This window comes from Microbacterium sp. AC026 (assembly GCF_979258475.1).
Map to the genome: position 1 here is coordinate 729,381 of NZ_OZ409857.1, position 15,968 is coordinate 745,348.

The 15,968-nt window shown below is 67.4% G+C and carries 13 protein-coding genes and 1 pseudogene; 3 read left to right on the plus strand and 11 right to left on the minus strand.

The window, feature by feature from the left end:
- Positions 1-2 precede the first annotated feature (2 nt).
- On the minus strand, positions 3-1,343 hold the full coding sequence (locus ACZZ93_RS03850; protein ID WP_463510499.1) for a PrsW family intramembrane metalloprotease: 1,341 nt from the start codon (positions 1,341-1,343) through the stop codon (positions 3-5).
- 88 nt (positions 1,344-1,431) lie between these two features.
- On the opposite strand from ACZZ93_RS03850, the pseudogene ACZZ93_RS03855 reads away from it, so the two are divergent.
- A pseudogene (locus ACZZ93_RS03855) lies at positions 1,432-2,297 on the plus strand (fumarylacetoacetate hydrolase family protein).
- Between the two features lie 72 nt (positions 2,298-2,369).
- On the opposite strand, the gene ACZZ93_RS03860 reads toward ACZZ93_RS03855, so the two are convergent.
- On the minus strand, positions 2,370-3,830 hold the full coding sequence (locus ACZZ93_RS03860) for an aspartate ammonia-lyase (RefSeq protein WP_053095801.1): 1,461 nt from the start codon (positions 3,828-3,830) through the stop codon (positions 2,370-2,372).
- 93 nt (positions 3,831-3,923) lie between these two features.
- On the minus strand, positions 3,924-4,838 hold the full coding sequence (locus ACZZ93_RS03865) for a metallophosphoesterase (protein WP_072591135.1): 915 nt from the start codon (positions 4,836-4,838) through the stop codon (positions 3,924-3,926).
- A 355-nt stretch (positions 4,839-5,193) separates the two neighbouring features.
- Between ACZZ93_RS03865 and ACZZ93_RS03870 the strand changes: the two genes are divergently transcribed.
- The gene (locus ACZZ93_RS03870; protein WP_463510500.1) at positions 5,194-5,484 is read left to right on the plus strand and encodes a hypothetical protein; all 291 of its coding nucleotides are present in this window, start codon (positions 5,194-5,196) and stop codon (positions 5,482-5,484) included.
- Positions 5,485-5,509: 25 nt separating this feature from the next.
- Here ACZZ93_RS03870 and ACZZ93_RS03875 read toward each other — a convergent pair whose 3' ends face one another.
- Together ACZZ93_RS03875 and ACZZ93_RS03880 are read right to left on the minus strand one after the other, a co-directional pair.
- The gene (locus ACZZ93_RS03875) at positions 5,510-5,845 is read right to left on the minus strand and encodes a peptidase (RefSeq protein ID WP_187249511.1); all 336 of its coding nucleotides are present in this window, start codon (positions 5,843-5,845) and stop codon (positions 5,510-5,512) included.
- Positions 5,842-7,221, minus strand: coding sequence for an inorganic phosphate transporter (locus tag ACZZ93_RS03880; protein ID WP_053095797.1), 1,380 nt, complete (start codon positions 7,219-7,221; stop codon positions 5,842-5,844). Before ACZZ93_RS03880 ends, ACZZ93_RS03875 begins: the two co-directional genes overlap by 4 nt.
- A gap of 159 nt (positions 7,222-7,380) precedes the next feature.
- Here ACZZ93_RS03880 and ACZZ93_RS03885 point away from each other — a divergent pair, with 159 nt between their 5' ends.
- Positions 7,381-9,480 (plus strand): S9 family peptidase, encoded by a 2,100-nt coding sequence (locus ACZZ93_RS03885; RefSeq protein ID WP_463510501.1) that lies wholly within the window; start codon positions 7,381-7,383, stop codon positions 9,478-9,480.
- Between the two features lie 73 nt (positions 9,481-9,553).
- On the opposite strand, the gene ACZZ93_RS03890 is transcribed toward ACZZ93_RS03885, so the two are convergent.
- The 6 genes from ACZZ93_RS03890 to truB form a co-directional block, all read right to left on the minus strand.
- A complete protein-coding gene (locus ACZZ93_RS03890) occupies positions 9,554-10,582 on the minus strand; it encodes an ATP-dependent 6-phosphofructokinase (RefSeq protein ID WP_053095796.1) in 1,029 nt (342 codons plus the stop codon).
- Between the two features lie 221 nt (positions 10,583-10,803).
- Positions 10,804-12,948 (minus strand): DEAD/DEAH box helicase, encoded by a 2,145-nt coding sequence (locus ACZZ93_RS03895; RefSeq protein ID WP_053095795.1) that lies wholly within the window; start codon positions 12,946-12,948, stop codon positions 10,804-10,806.
- 209 nt (positions 12,949-13,157) lie between these two features.
- Entirely contained in the window at positions 13,158-14,111 is a 954-nt protein-coding gene (locus ACZZ93_RS03900; protein WP_394194223.1) for a bifunctional riboflavin kinase/FAD synthetase, read from the minus strand.
- Positions 14,108-14,554, minus strand: a complete 447-nt coding sequence (locus tag ACZZ93_RS03905; RefSeq protein WP_261987734.1) for a hypothetical protein — start codon at positions 14,552-14,554, stop codon at positions 14,108-14,110. Before ACZZ93_RS03905 ends, ACZZ93_RS03900 begins: the two co-directional genes overlap by 4 nt.
- 53 nt (positions 14,555-14,607) lie before the next feature.
- Entirely contained in the window at positions 14,608-14,976 is a 369-nt protein-coding gene (locus ACZZ93_RS03910) for a hypothetical protein (RefSeq protein ID WP_053095792.1), read from the minus strand.
- Entirely contained in the window at positions 14,973-15,866 is an 894-nt protein-coding gene (gene truB, locus ACZZ93_RS03915) for a tRNA pseudouridine(55) synthase TruB (protein WP_463510502.1), read from the minus strand. Before truB ends, ACZZ93_RS03910 begins: the two co-directional genes overlap by 4 nt.
- Positions 15,867-15,968 lie beyond the last annotated feature (102 nt).

The following is a 15,968-nucleotide window of genomic DNA, read 5'->3' on the forward strand; positions in this document are numbered from 1 at the left end:
TCTCAGTAGGCCAGCAGAGCAGCCCGAGTGGCGCGGGTTCGGGCGAGCAGCGCCTGCTCGTCCGCCGGTGCCATAGGGTCGCGCCCCGTTATCGCGCGCTGACGGACGGATGCCAGCATGGTGGCGTCCTTGATGAAATCGCGCATCAGCGGACGCCGATCGCCCCGAAGCTGCGACGCCCATGCCAGGCCGGTCTTGCGCCCGGCGGGAGTCGCGAGCATCGTGACCTCCTCGGGGGTGAACCACCCGGCGGCCGCGTAATCGCCCAGACGCGCCTTCGTGAGGCGAGACTCCTCGCGCCTCAACGCGATGATCCCCACGATGAACCCCACGAACAGCGGCACCTGGAGGACGAAGTAGAGGAGGAAGAAGTTCGCGAAGGACGATCCGTTCCACAGGCCGTGGAGCACCATCGCCCCCAGCATCCCGAGCAGACCGAACCCGAGTGCGGCCCCTGTCGACGCGTGCCGTCGAGCGGCCAGGCCGATGGCGAGACCCGTCAGCGATGTGAACATCGCGTGGGCGAAGGGCGACATGATCGCCCGAAGGATGAACGTCACCGTCAGCTGCTCGCCGCCGCCCTCGATGAGGCTGATCGCGAAGTACTGGATGTTCTCGGTGAACGCGAAGCCGGCACCGACCAGCGCCCCGTAGACGACCCCGTCGACCGGACCGTCGAACGAGCGACGCGCGATGAGGAAGATCAGGAAGACTCCGAAACCCTTCCAGAACTCCTCGACGATCGGCGCCTGGATGACGGCGCCCGCCACTTCTCCCCGGAACCCCAGCAGCGCGGTCAACCCGAGGTCGACGAGGAGCGTGAGTCCCACGGCGGCGATCGCACCCCAGGCGATCGCGAAGAACACCAGCGACTTGGGCTCGGGTTCCCACCGGTCGATCATACGGACGACGAAGAAGACGATGGCGAGCGGGACGAGCGCGAGGACGAGGCCGATGATCGACGCGAGCGGACCCAGGAACAGACCGAAGTAGGCGATGAGCCCGAGCATCAGCAGACCGAGGAAGCCGAACAGCGCGAACAGCGCGACGCGTCCGCCTCGGCGTGCCGCCGGCAGGGCAGGAAGACCGGGCGCAGGCGAGGGTGCGGCCGGAGCGGGAGGCGAATACGGGGTCGGCTGAGCGAGGACCGAGGCGTACTGCGGACGCTGGGAGAACTGCGGCGGGGCGTAGTTCGACTGCGCGTACTGCTGCGCCGAATACTGCGGGGGCTGCGCAGCATACTGCTGGGGATACGTCGGCGGCTGCTGGGGATACGTCGGCGGCTGCTGCTGCGCGGGCGGCGGCGTGTACGGCGATGGCTGGGACGGTCCTCCGGAACTCATAGCCAAAGCATATGGCGAACAACCAACTTCGCCCGGGTCTGGCGACTTCCTCCAGGCAATCGAGCCGAGCAGCGGATAGCGTAGGAGCATGCGGTTCGCTCATCTGCGTCGTGCCGACTCTCCCGCTGCGCATCTCGCAGTGGTGGAGGGTGCCGATGCCATCCTCGTCTCCGATCTCCTTCCCGACCCCCTGCGACGCTTCAGCAGCTGATCGAAGGGGGCGAGCAGACGCTCACCGCTCTTCGCTCGGCCCTCGACGGCGATGCCCCGCGGCACCCGCTCGACGGGTGGAGCTTCGCCTCAGCGGTCATCGCTCCCCCGGCGGTCCTCGCGGTCGGCCTCAACTACGCGGCTCACTCGAGCGAGCTCGGTCTGAAGACCGACGCCGCTCCGACCGTGTTCACCCTGTGGCCGAACTCGCTGACAGGCCACGAGCAGACGACGTCGTGGCCGCGTTCGCTGAGCGAGGCTGTGGACTACGAGGCGGAGCTCGGTGTGCTGATCGGCACCCCGGCGAAGGATGTCGCAGAGGCCGACGCGCTCTCGCACGTCTGGGGCTACACCGTCGTGAACGACATCACCGCGCGGAACGTCCAGTTCTCTGAAGCGCAGTGGTCACGGTGCAAGTCGTTCGACGGCTTCACCCCGACCGGTCCCTTCGCCGTCACGGCCGACGAGGTCGCCGACCCGCAGGACCTGCACATCTGGGCGATCGTCGACGGCCAGACCGTCCAGGACGCGAGCACGGATCAGATGGTGCGGTCGGTCGCGAAGCTCATCGCGCATCTCTCGCAGTCCCTGACGCTGCTTCCCGGCACTCTGATCTCCACCGGGAGCCCCGGCGGTGCCGGATACTCTCGAGACCCCCAGATCTTCCTCCGGGATCGTTCGACGGTGACGGTCGGCATCGACGGCATCGGCGAGCTCACCACCCACTGTCGCGTGCTGGACTGATCACCCGCTCACTCTGTGACACACGGAAGGGCCCCGGCGAGATGTCGCCGGGGCCCTTCCGTGTGCTCGGAGTCAGATCTCGATGAGGTCCTCGGACCCGATCACCGGGATCGCGGCCGTGATGGCCTCGAGTCCCGACAGACGCGCGGGCGACAACTGCTTGATGACCTCTTCGCGAGACATCAGTCCGGCTTCGACGACCAGGTCGGCGACGTTCCTGTTCGTCAGCAGCGCGGTCTTGGCCAGCGCGGCCGCGGCGGCGTATCCGATGAACGGCGTGAGTGCTGTGATGACGCCGACCGAAGCGCCGACCATGGCGCCGAGGCGGTCTCGGTTCGCCGTGATGCCGTCGACGCAGTTGACGCGCAGCGTCCACATCGCCTGTCGCATCCAGGTGATGGACTGGAAGATCGAGTGGGCGATCACGGGCTCGAATGCGTTGAGCTGGAGCTGCCCGGCCTCGGCCGCCATCGTCACCGTCATGTCCGCGCCGGCGACCGCGAACGCCACCTGGTTGACGACCTCCGGGATCACCGGGTTCACCTTGCCCGGCATGATGCTGGAACCGGCCTGCATCGCCGGCAGGTTGATCTCGCCGAAGCCCGCCTGCGGACCCGACGACAGCAGTCGCAGGTCGTTGCAGATCTTCGACAGCTTCATGGCGTTGCGCTTCAGGGTCGACGAGAACGACATGAACGAGCCGGTGTCGCTGGTCGCCTCGACGAGGTCGCCGGCCGTCACCAGGTCGAGTCCGGTGATCTCGCGCAGATGCTTCAGCACAGCGGGTGCGTAGTCGACGTGCGTGGTGATGCCGGTGCCGATGGCGGTCGCACCCATGTTGATCTCGAACATCAGCGAGGCGTTCTCGGTGAGGCGCGTGTGATCGTAGCCGAGGGTCGAAGCGAAGCCGTGGAACTCCTGACCCAGAGTCATGGGCACGGCGTCCTGCAGCTGCGTGCGTCCGACCTTGAGCACATCGTGGAACTCGTGCGACTTGTGCAGGAACGAGATGCGCAGCAGATCGAGCTCTTCGAGCAGCGAGCGGAGTGTCAGAGAGAGACCGATCTTGACCGCCGTCGGGTAGACGTCGTTGGTCGACTGACTGCGGTTCGTGTGATCGATCGGCGAGAGGAACGCGTAGTCGCCCTTCTCGCGTCCGGCGAGCTCGAGGGCGATGTTGGTGATGACCTCGTTGGCGTTCATGTTCGTCGACGTGCCGGCACCGCCCTGGATCACACCGACGGTGAACTGATCGTGGAACTCTCCGTCGATGACACGCTGGGCGGCCCGATCGATCAGGTCCGCACGCTCGGGGTCGAGGACGCCGATCTCGCGGTTCGCTCTGGCGCTGGCCTGCTTGACCATCGCGAGTGCGACGACGAGGTCCGGATAGACCGAGATCGGACGCTTGGTGATCGGGAAGTTCGCGTCGGCGCGGGCGGTGTGGATCCCCCAGTACGCGTCGGCGGGAATCTCCATGCTCCCGAGCGAATCGGTCTCGGTGCGGGTGGGGGCAGGCGCGGCAGAAGCCATGTCACATCCTTGTGGGTAGTGGCGAGTGTGTGGTGCGGGGGATGCAGCCAGTCTACGCCTGCGTGCATGCACGGCCAGGGATACGACGGCGGGTCAGCGTTTGCGAGAGAAAGCCTCGAGACGCTCTGCCGGGCTGAGACGGGCCATTCTCTCCAGCCACGCCATCGAGAAATGATCGCCGGTCGGCGCGTCGGTCACGGGCACCACGGTGTGGGTGATCGTCTCGGGTCGTACATGCACGATCTGGAACGCCTGCGCCGCATCCATGCCGTTCACATCGGCGGCCGGACGAGCGACATTCATCGTGTAGCAGGTCGCCGAGGACACGCTGACAGGCACGCCCGCGAAGGTGCCGTGCGACGAGTAATGCAGGTGGCCGGCGAGGATACCGCGCACGTCCGTGTCACGAATGACCTCTGCGAGTTCGTCCTGGTGCCGCAGCTCGAGTATGTCGAAGAGCGGAAGGTGGCTCGGGAGCGGCGGGTGGTGCATCGCGAGCAGCGTGCCGTGCGGCGCCGGTTGCTTCAGGATCTCCGCCAGCCAGGAGAGCTGGCCGGGGTCCAGGTCGCCGTGATGCCATCCGGGCACACTCGTGTCGAGGGCGATCAGGCGCAGACCGTCGAGGTCCCATGCGCCCGTCACGGGCTCCTCCGTCGCGGGCAGGTCGAGCAGCCCCTCGCGCAGCGCCGGCCGCTCGTCGTGGTTGCCGGCAACCCAGACGACGGTCGTCCCCAGCTCCTGCGCCACGGGCTCGACGGCGCGGCGGAGACGGCGATACGCATCCGGCTCCCCCAGGTCGGCCAGGTCGCCGGTGATGACGATCGCCGACGGGTGCGGGTGCACGGCCCTGATCGCCTCAAGGGTGCGAGCGAAGTTCGACTCGACGTCGTATCGTCCGCCGAGCCGCGCTCCACCTGCGAGGAAGTGCGGGTCGCTCACATGGATGACGACGTGCGAGGCGGGATCATGGCGACCGAAGACGAAGCCGCTGTCGGAAGGCGCTGACATGGTCTCAGCCTAGGCCGCGGCGCGACACCGGACGGGCGACGACTCCACGGCAGCTGTAGTAGTCGCGATACAGTGCTCGGATGGCGAAGAACGAGACACGGCGACGGATCATCGCGGATGCAGGGCTGACCGTTCTGGCGACCGATGGCTCTCGCGGTCTCACCCACCGAGCCGTGGACACCGTCGCGGGCGTGCCGGTGGGCACCACCTCGAACTACTTCCGCAGCCGAGAGGCGCTCATCGCGGGCCTCGTCGATCGGATCGGCGAGCGTCTCGCCCCCAGCGACGACGACCTCGCACGGCGGTCATCGGAGGAGCCGAGCAGGAGCTCTTCGCCGAGTACATCCGCGACATCGTGCGTCGCCTCACCGACGACCGCGACGTCACACTCGCACTGTTCGAGCTGCGGCTCGAGAGCAGCCGCCGCCCCGAGGTCGGCGCCCTTCTCGGCGCGTGGCAGCGAGCGGGGTTCGACGCGGACGTCGCTTTCAACGCGGGAGCGGGCCTTCCGGGTGGTCGCCGAGAGATCGCGCTCTTCCACTATGCGATCGACGGCCTGCTGCTCGATCGGCTCACGACCCCGATCGATCCGGACACCACCACCGACGAGATCGTCGACGACCTCGTCGCGGGTCTCCTCCGCTGACGCCCTTCTGGGCAGGACTCCTCGGTCAGTGCCCGACGACGATGATCAGGATGCCTGCCACGACGGCAGCCGCGCAGAGCGCGAAGCATCCGTACGCGCCGAACAGCGCGATCCGTCGCTGCCCCTCGGTGAGCGGACTCTTCTTCGCCGCCTTGGCCGCCTGCTTGGCAGCCCGCTTGAGCTCCTTCTCGGAGATCACGGTGATGGCGTCGGTGAACTCCGCCGGGCTCACGACCGGCGCGTGTCCGCTGCGAACAAGGAGCCGAAGACCGAACGCATAGAACGTCACGACCGCGCAGGCTCCGATCAGAGCCGCAAGGAACACCTGGACGAATGCGCCCCAGTCGATGCCGACACTCACTTCGACTCCTCGCTCTTCGCCGTCTCGGGACTGTCGACCCCGGGGCCGTCGACCCGCGTCGAGGCTCCCGTCTTCGGGGCCTTCTTCGCGGCCTTGGCCGCTGCCTTCGCCTTGGCGTCCGCCTTGGCCTGAGCCTTGACCTTCTCGCGCGCCTCCGCACGAGCCTTGGCCTCGGCCTTGGCCTCGATGATCCGCTGCTGTCGACGCGTGGGCGGGGGCGTGTCGGGGTGCTCGATCGCGAGCCCCGACTCGGCCACATCGCTCATGGCGTTCGCCGAGGTCACTGCATCCTTGCGGGAGCGAAGGAACAGGCCGATGATCACGGCCAGCGCAAGGACCGCGTCGATCGCGATGCCCCAGAGGCCGAGCCAGGTGATGAGCAGGGCCGCGAGGGCACCGACTGCACCTGCAGCCGGAAGTGTGAGGAGCCAGCCGATGGCGATTCGACCGGCGGTCCGCCAGCGGACCGTGGAGCCGCGGCGGCCGAGGCCGGAGCCGATGACCGAGCCCGAAGCGACCTGCGTCGTCGAGAGCGCGAAGCCGAAAGCGCTGGAGGCGAGGATCGTCGCTGCCGTCGAACTCTCGGCCGAGAAGCCCTGCGCGGGCTTGACCTCGGTCAGCCCCTTGCCCAGCGTGCGGATGATGCGCCACCCGCCGAGATAGGTGCCGAGGGCGATCGTCACCGCACAGGCGATGATGACCCAGAGGTACGGATCGGCCTGCTCGCTGCTCTGCCACCCGACAGTGATCAGCGCGAGGGTGATCACGCCCATCGTCTTCTGAGCGTCGTTCGTGCCGTGCGCGAGTGCGACCAGTGACGACGTGAAGATCTGTCCCCAGCGGAAGCCGTCGCGCCCGTCGGGCTTGCCGTCGTAGCGTCGCGTGATCGAGTACGCGAGCTTGGTCGCCGCGAAGGCGATGATGCCGGCCGTCAGCGGGGCGATGAGCGCCGGGAGGATGATCTTCGAGAGCACCATCCCGAAGTCGATGCCGTTGACTCCGACGCCGACCAGGGTGGCCCCGATGAGGCCGCCGAACAGCGCGTGGGACGAGCTCGAGGGCAGACCCAGCAGCCAGGTCAGCATGTTCCAGGTGATCGCGCCGATGAGACCGGCGAAGATCATCGGCAGGAACACGTCGCCTTGGATCGTGTCCTCGCGGATGATCCCGTGCGACACGGTCTTGGAGACCTCCGTCGACAGGAATGCTCCGACGAGGTTGAGGACTGCTGCGAGAAGGACAGCGGTCTTGGGCTTCAGCGCGCCTGTCGCGATGGGCGTGGCCATCGCGTTGGCGGTGTCGTGAAACCCGTTGGTGAAGTCGAAGAAGAGTGCCAGCAGGATAACCAGCACGACGATGAGGGCTGCGGTTTCCACCGTTCGCTTTCGGTCGTTGAGGAAGAAAGGAGAGGTGTCGACGGGATCGACGTGACGAACGAAGAGTTCACCGTGGGTTTTACTTCCGTTAACCGGCCCCGGTAGATCCTCCCACCCTCCCGGGTGCCGGTCAACTTGACCTGGGATAGCGTGGGAAGCGTGACTGATGCCCCGATCGCAGACCGCCGCTCCACCCTTCGCACGCACCACGGTGACACCTTCGATGATCCATACGAATGGCTTCGGGAGAAGGAATCCGGCGAGGTCATCGCACACCTCGAAGCCGAGAACGCCCACACTGAATCCGAGCTCTCCCATCTGACCGACCTCCGCGAGACTCTGTTCCAGGAGATCAAGGGCCGTGTGCAGGAGACGGATCTGTCCGTGCCCACGCGGCGCGGGGCCTGGTGGTACTACAGCCGCACCGAAGAGGGCGCGCAGTACGGCATCCACTGCCGTACTGCCGCGGCCGAGGACGACTGGACTCCCCCGGTGCTGGAGCCGGGCGTGGCGGTGCCGGGCGAGATCGTGCTGCTCGACGGCAACGTCGAGGCCGAGGGGCATGAGTTCTTCTCCCTCGGAGCGTTCGACACCTCGGACGACGCGACGAAGCTGCTCTGGGCGACGGACTTCGAGGGCGACGAGCTCTACACGGTGCACGTGCGCGACCTCGTGACCGGCGAGACGCTCCCCGACGAGATCCCCGACACGGGTGGCGCGTTCTTCACACCGGACGGCACCGGGATCCTCTACACGACTCGCGACGAGGCATGGCGGCCCGACACTCTCTGGCTGCACCGTCTCGGCACTCCCGTCTCGGACGACGTGAAGCTCTTCCACGAGCCCGATGAGAAGTACTGGCTCGGCGCCGGCATCACCCGCAGCCGCAAGTACCTGGTGATCGCCGTCGGATCGAGCATCACCAGCGAGGAGTACCTCGTCGATCTCGCCGGAGACCTCACCGCAGCTCCTCGGATCGTCTGGCCGCGTCGCGAAGGCGTCGAGTACTCGCTCGAGCACGCCGTGGTGGACGGCGAGGACCGCCTCTACATCCTGCACAACGATGAGGCCCTGGACTTCGAGCTCGTCTCCGTGCCCGCCTCCGACCCACAGAGTGAGCGCCGCATCGTCCTCGCGCACGAGCCGGGTCGTCGACTGCTCGGGATGGACGCGTTCCGCGACTTCGCGACGGTGGAGTACCGCCGTGAAGGCCTGGAACGGGTCGGCATCCTGGACTACACGACGGACTCGGTCGACGACATCGCCTTCGACGAGCCCCTGTACTCGGCAGGCGTCAGCGGCAATCCGGAATGGCACTCGCCGTTCCTCCGGCTCGGCTACACGTCGTTCGTGACTCCGGGAACCGTCTACGAGATGGATCTCGCCACCCGCGAGCTGCATCTGCGCAAGCAGGTCGCCGTCCTCGGCGGGTATGACCCCCGGGAGTACGGCCAGAAGCGCGACTGGGCCACGGCGTCGGACGGTACCCGCGTGCCGATCTCCCTCGTGTGGAAGCGATCGTTCGGAGAGCCTGGCGCCGACCCGCGCCCCGTGCATCTCTACGGCTATGGCTCGTACGAGCACTCGATCGACCCCGGCTTCTCGGTCGCGCGGCTCTCGGAACTCGACCGCGGCATCGTCTTCGCCGTCGCTCATGTCCGCGGCGGTGGCGAGATGGGTCGGCAGTGGTACGAGGACGGCAAGCTGCTGAACAAGCGCAACACCTTCACCGACTTCGTCGCGTGCGCCGAGCACCTCGTGGAGCAGGGAGTCACGTCGCCCGAGCGCCTGGTCGCCGAGGGAGGAAGCGCGGGAGGACTCCTCATGGGCGCGGTGACGAACCTCGCTCCCGAGCTGTTCGCCGGCGTGCTCGCGGCAGTGCCGTTCGTCGACGCGCTCACCACGATCCTCGACCCCTCCCTCCCCCTGACGGTGATCGAGTGGGATGAATGGGGCGACCCGCTGCACGGAGCCGAGGTGTACGAGTACATGAAGTCGTACTCGCCGTATGAGAACGTCCGCGACGGCGTGCGCTACCCGCGCATCCTGGCCGTGACCTCGCTCAATGACACACGCGTCCTCTACGTCGAGCCTGCGAAGTGGATCGCTGCCCTGCGCGTCGCCGGTGCGACCGACGCCCTGCTCAAGTGCGAGATGGTCGCCGGTCACGGCGGTGTCAGCGGACGCTACAACTCGTGGAAGGAGCGGGCGTTCGAGCTCGCCTGGATCCTCGACACGGTCGGCCTCGCGTCGCGCTGAGCTCTCGAAGAACACAGAGAACGGGCCGATCCGCAGGGATCGGCCCGTTCTCTGTGGTGCACGCGATCGAGGCTCAGCCGAAGAGCGCTGCCGCCTCGTCGTAGCGGCTGCGCGGAACGGTGTTCAGCTCGCCCAGAGCCTCGGCGAACGGCACGCGTACGATGTCCGTGCCCTGCATCGCGACCATCTGGCCCCATGCCTTGTCGATGATCGCGTCGGCCGCGTGGAGTCCGAGGCGCGTCGCGAGCACGCGGTCGAAGGCTGACGGCGATCCGCCGCGCTGGATGTGGCCGAGGATCGTCGCGCGGGTCTCGATGCCCGTGATGCGCTCGATCGCCGGAGCGAGCTGATCGCCGATGCCGCCGAGTCGAGGACGGTTGAATGCGTCCAGGCCCTTGTCGCTGTAGGCCTCATCCATACCGAGCAGCTTGAACCCCTCGGAGACGACGACGAGCGGTGCGCGACCGCGATCGTGCGCGCTCGAGACGAGCTCGGTGATGTCGTCGATCGACATGGGCACTTCGGGGATGCAGATGGCGTGAGCGCCCGCTGCCATGCCCGCGTGAAGGGCGATCCAACCGACGTGGCGCCCCATGACCTCGGCGACCATGCAGCGCTGGTGGGAGTCGCCCGTGGTGCGCAGACGATCCATCGCGTCCGTGGCGATGTTGACCGCCGTGTCGAACCCGAACGAGTAGTCCGTGGCGCGCAGGTCGTTGTCGATCGTCTTCGGCACGCCGATGACGTTGATGCCGTCCTTGGCGAGGCGGTCGGCTGCTGCGAGGGTCCCCTCGCCGCCGATCGCGATGATGCCGTCGATCTTGTGTCCGTACAGCGTCTTGGCGATGTTCTCGGCGCCGCCGCGCTCACCCTCGTAGGGGTTCGTGCGACTGGTGCCCAGGATCGTGCCGCCGACCTTCGACAGGCCCTTCACCTCGTGTCTGGTGAGCGGGAAGAAGTCCCCGTCGACCACGCCGCGCCAGCCGTCGCGGATGCCGACGAACTCGAGGTCGTAGGTGGTGGTGCCCTTGAGCACGATGCCGCGGATGACCGCGTTGAGTCCGGGGCAGTCGCCGCCGCTCGTCAGAATGCCGATCTTCATGCTTGCCTCAGACGGGTTCAGGGAAGGGGGAACAGGCGACGTTGCCTGCGATCGACACTAGCGCTCCGGGCGGACCGGGCGCCATTCGAGACGATGAAAACCGAGGATCTTGCCGCCGTTGCGCGACGATTCGCCAGAAATGCGCGATACGTCCGGCCGACATGAGAAATCGGCGCCAAGAAAAGAGTTCTTAACGCCGATCTCTGTCGACTCGAGAAGGCTCAGACGACGCCGAGCGTCTCCCGCAGAAGATGCATGAGAGCGCCCAGCTGCACAGGCTCGGCCGCCGCCTCGTCGAGGGCCTCGCCGTCCAGGGCACGGGCCGCGAGGCCCTGCTTCTGATCGATGAGCTCCGCGATCTTGGCGTCGATCGTGTGTGCGGCGATGATCCGCCACGCCGTCACCGGCTCGTCCTGACCGATACGGTGCACGCGGTCGATCGCCTGAGTCTGCTCGGCGGCCGTCCAGGACAGTTCCGCCAGGACCACGTTGGATGCGGCCTGCAGGTTCAGGCCGACACCGGCAGCGGTCAGCGAACACACCGCGATGCCGACCTCGGGGTCGCTGTTGAAGTCGTCGATCGACTGCTGCCGCACGGTCGAGGTCTGGTCGCCGCGGATCGAGACCGAACGGATGCCGGCCGACGCGAAGTGCGCCTCCGCCTGGTCCATTACGTCGATGTGCTTCGCGAAGAACACGACCTTGCCCACCGATCGCTGCAGCTGGGCCGCGTAGTCGGCTGCCAGGTGCGCCTTCGCCTGTCCGATGCGCCGCACCATCGTGAAGACGTTGTCTCCCCCGGTGCCAGCGGCCTTCGACTCCTCGAGCTCGTTCTGGGCGACCAGACGCACGATGTCGTCGTCGATCTCTCCGGGTGCCAGTCCGCGATCCCCTCGCGCCTCGATGATCCGCCGGTAGCGGGCGGCGAGCCGCTCGCCCAACTCTCGCTCGGCCTGACGGATGCCGCGGCCGAACTCGTCGTCCAGCTGCACGGGAAGGTCGGCGATGAGCTTGTCGGGAAGGTCGGCGGCGACGTCCTTCTTCTTGCGCCGCACGATACCCATCGAGATCACGGCTTCGCGAGCCTCGGGGTAGAACGCCTTGTCTGCGGGGGTGAAGCCGGTCGCGTCGAGCTTCTCCATCAACTCCGGCCCGGGCTTCTCACCCGTCGTCCACCCGAGGAAGCGCCAGATCGCGTCGAAGTCCTCGACGTCGTTGATCAGTGGGGTTCCCGTGAGCGCGAGCATCAGCGGGTTGCCGCCGGGGGTGCGCTCTCGAACGCGATTCGCGAGCGACAGCACGTTCTGCGACCGCTGGGAGCTGAGATTCTTGATGAAGTGGGCCTCGTCGACGACCATGCCCCGGAGGCCGATGGATGCGAGCCACGACATGTGGCGATCGAGGATCTCGTAGTTCACGATGAACACATCCGCGAAGGCGTCGATGTCATCACCATCGCCCTGGATCACGGTGGCCCTGCGCTGAGGGGTCCAGCGCTCGACCTCTCGCGCCCAGTTCATCTTGACCACGTTGGGCACGACCACGAGCAGCGGGTAGGCCCCGGCCACGGACGCCGCGAGCACCGACTGCGCCGTCTTGCCCAGACCGGGCTCGTCGGCGAGGAGGAAGCTCCTGTGCCCCTCTCGCACCGCTTCGAGGAAGCGGGACTGATGCACCATGACCTCGAGACCCTTGGGCGAGAGGTGGTCGTACTCGGGCGCCGGAGGCAGGTCCATACTGGCTGCTCCTCCCCCGGCTCCGGTCTCGAAAGCCTTGTAGAGCGGGCCCATGAGCTCCCAGCCGTCGAGACGTCGACGCGGAGTCGTGGTGGCGCGCGGGGTGAGATCGGGCGCGAGGAACGGGTTCGCCAGCTGACGCGCCTCGACAGAGGGCGGGGTCACCTGCCGCTCGGCGATCGCCGCAGACACCACGGGTGCCTGGACGGGCGCGATGTCGGCGATGATCAGCTCTTCCGGAGCCAGTTCGGCCCCCGACTCGAGCAGCCAGTCGCGTCGCATGCGCTTCGCCACCGGCGAGGTCGCCTGATCGGCTTCGAGAAGCTGGATCAGCGACGTGTCGCGCGCCGCCGTCTTCGCCAGGATCGTGGCGACGCCGTCGAGTCGCTTGAGAAGCTCTGCGCGGGCGGCATCGGCGATATCGGCATCCGCCTTGACCCTGGCGCGCTCTTCACGCACCAGGAAGGCGATGACCTGGAACTTGACCCGGTTGGTGGGTCCGAGCTTTCCTCGCTGCGACTTCGCCTCGATCTCACGCACCTTGCGGGCGAGGATCGGGATGAGGGGTGCCTCATCGTCGCGACGGGACGTCTTCTTGCGCCGTGTTGCGGCGGTTGCCGTGGTCGGCATGCTCCTCCTGAGCGTGAAGGCCGGAACACCCTGAGGATGCATCGGCCGTTCTCGGTGTCCGCGTGTGGCGTGAGCCAGGACCGTACGAACAGTATTTCCGGCGGTCGTCGACGAGCGAAGGACGCGCGAGGATCAGGGACCGCCGAGGCCCATTCTATGCCATGCCGCCTGAGCCACGCAGATCAGGACACGCAGAGTTCAGGGCGAGTTCAGCGGGCGTCGCGCGACAGGACGGTCTCGGCATCCGTCACGTCAGCGGCCATCTGGGATTTCAGCTTCTCGATCCCCTCGAACGCGACCATTCCGCGCAGACGCTCGACGAACTCGACGGTGACGTCGTGACCGTACAGATCGAGATCGGTCTCTCCGATCACGTGCGCCTCGACCTGACGTTCGAGCACGTCGTCGAAGGTGGGGTTGGTGCCGACCGAGATGGCAGCCCGGTGGCGGAGGCCGGTCTCGTGGTCGACGAGCCAGCCCGCGTAGACTCCGTCGGCCGGCACGAACGAGTCGACGGACGCCGAGAGGTTCGCCGTGGGGAAGCCGAGCTCGCGTCCGCGCTTGAGTCCGTGCACCACCTCCCCGCGCACGTCGACGTTGCGGTCGAGCACACGCGCGGCGGCGGTGACATCTCCGGCCATCAGCAGTTCCCTGATCCAGGTGGACGAGACCCGACGGTCGGAGCCGTCGAGGAAGACGTCGTCGACGACCTCTACGGTGAAGCCGTATTTCGGTCCGAGCTGTCGGAGGAGATCGGGGTTGCCCGCTCCGCCGCGGCCGAACCGGAAGTCCTCACCCACGAGAACGGTGGACACGTGCAGGGCACTGGTCAGGATGCCGGCGACGAAGTCCTCCGCGCTGCGCGCTGCGAGCTCCTCGTCGAACGTCAGAACCAGCGTGGCGTCGAGCTCGAGCTCGCTCAGCAGCTCGATCTTCCGCTCGACCGTGACCACGTTCTCCGGGCAGCGGTCGGGCCGCAGCACGGCGAGCGGATTGCGGTCGAACGTGACGGCCACGGCGCGGATCCCCGACTCGGCAGCGATCTCCTTGAGGCGCCCGATCACCGCTCTGTGCCCCGCGTGGACGCCGTCGAACTTGCCGATCGCCACGGCGGAGGGACCGAAACCGGGGGGAACCTCGCTCGGGTCTCGGAAGACGATCATGCGCTCGCCTCGACGCGGAGAGCGGACGCGACCGCACGGGCCGGCCTATGCGTGCGCAGCCACCAGATGCCGAAGATCGGCAGCACGAGCGGGATGAACAGATACCCGCGCCCGAACATCGACCAGACCGTGTCGTGCGGAAAAAGCTCGGGGAAGAAGATGCTGAGCGAGCCGACCACGAGGACGCCGGCGAGCTCGAAGACGATCGCCACCCAGGCCACCGCGTACCAGCCGCGTCGATTCGCGAGAACGAGTGCCAACGTCGCCAGGATGTACACGACGGCAGCGAGTGCCGAGAGCGCATACGCGAGAGGCGCTTCGCCGAACTGGCGGAAGATCTGCACGAAGCTTCGCCCGGTCGCCGCCAGCGCCATCACGGCGTAGACGATCACGAGGACACGACCGATGCCGGTCATGCGGGAGGTGGGAACGGTGGTGCTCATAGCGTCCTCCATTCTAGATCCGGGCGGGAAGCCCCGGATGCCTCGCCGACCGGTCAGGCCACCTGGATGGTCCAGATCACGTGCATGCGCCAGATCATGATCGCGACGGCCAGCGCCGCCACCCCGAGGATCACCGTGCTCCAACGGCTCCTCTCCATCAGCGCCCAGAGCACGGCGCCGATGGGGAGCAGCACCGCGGAGACGAGATAGACCCAGTACTCGAGCAGGTCGCCCGTCGGCGGGTTCCCCACCAGCGGCGCCACGATGGCGACGATCACCTGCACGACGAGGAGCAGCTCGACGAGCGCGAGCGCACCGACGGAGTAGTCGCTCGGACGTCGTCCGGCCAGGCCGAGTGACACGCAGAACAGTCCGGCCAGGGTCGCGACCGCCACCTGGGCGATCGTCAGCCAGAGGATCATCGAGCCGCCTCCGGCATGTTCATGGCGCTCTTGAGATCGGCACCGCGCCTCTCGACGACGCCGACCAGGACGCCGTCCTCGTCGATCGCAGCCGCTAGGGAGCCGGTCAGCCGATCCGCCTGGCCGACCAGCCGCTTGCCGTGACGCAGATCTCTCGCTTCCTCTGCCGACACCGGCATCACATCCAGGACCCTCGCGGCCGCAGCGGCCGGAGTCAGCAGCGCTGTCTCGTCGACGCCGTCGACCGTCACGGCATCCGCGACGTCGAAGTCGCCGACTCGCGAGCGCCGAAGGGCCGTGAGATGCCCGCCGACCCCGAGCGCTGCCCCCAGATCACGGGCGAGGGAACGGATGTACGTGCCGGAGGAGCAGTCGACGACGACGTCGAGATCCAGGAACCCGTCACCGGAACGCTCCGCCAGAACCTCGAACCGCGACACTGTGACGTCACGAGCTGCCAACACGACCTCTTCGCCGGCCCGCACACGGTCGTACGCACGACGTCCATCGACCTTGATCGCGGACACCGAGCTCGGGACCTGAGAGATCGCGCCGGTGAGCGCGTCGATCCCCGCCGCGACCCGATCAGGGGTGACCGAGTCCCAGGACCCCGCCGTGGCTCGGGTCAGGATCTCGCCGTCCGCATCGTCCGTGCCCGTCGTCTGTCCCAGTCGGATCGTCGCCTCGTAGGTCTTGTCCGCTCCGACGATGTAAGTGAGCAGTCGCGTCGCGCCCTCGACGCCGATCACGAGCAGACCCGTGGCCATGGGGTCGAGGGTTCCGGCGTGCCCGACCTTGCGAGTGCCGAGCGCACGTCGAGTGCGTGCGACGACGTCATGGCTGGTCAGTCCAGCTGGTTTGTCGACGAGGAGGATGCCGGGCGAGACCATCCCTCAAGCCTACGGTGCGCTCGAACGCCCCTCTGCCCGTCGCGACCCATGTCGACGCCGTCCGCCGCGCTTCGGCGGGATCGGGGTTCGCCTAGGCTGACG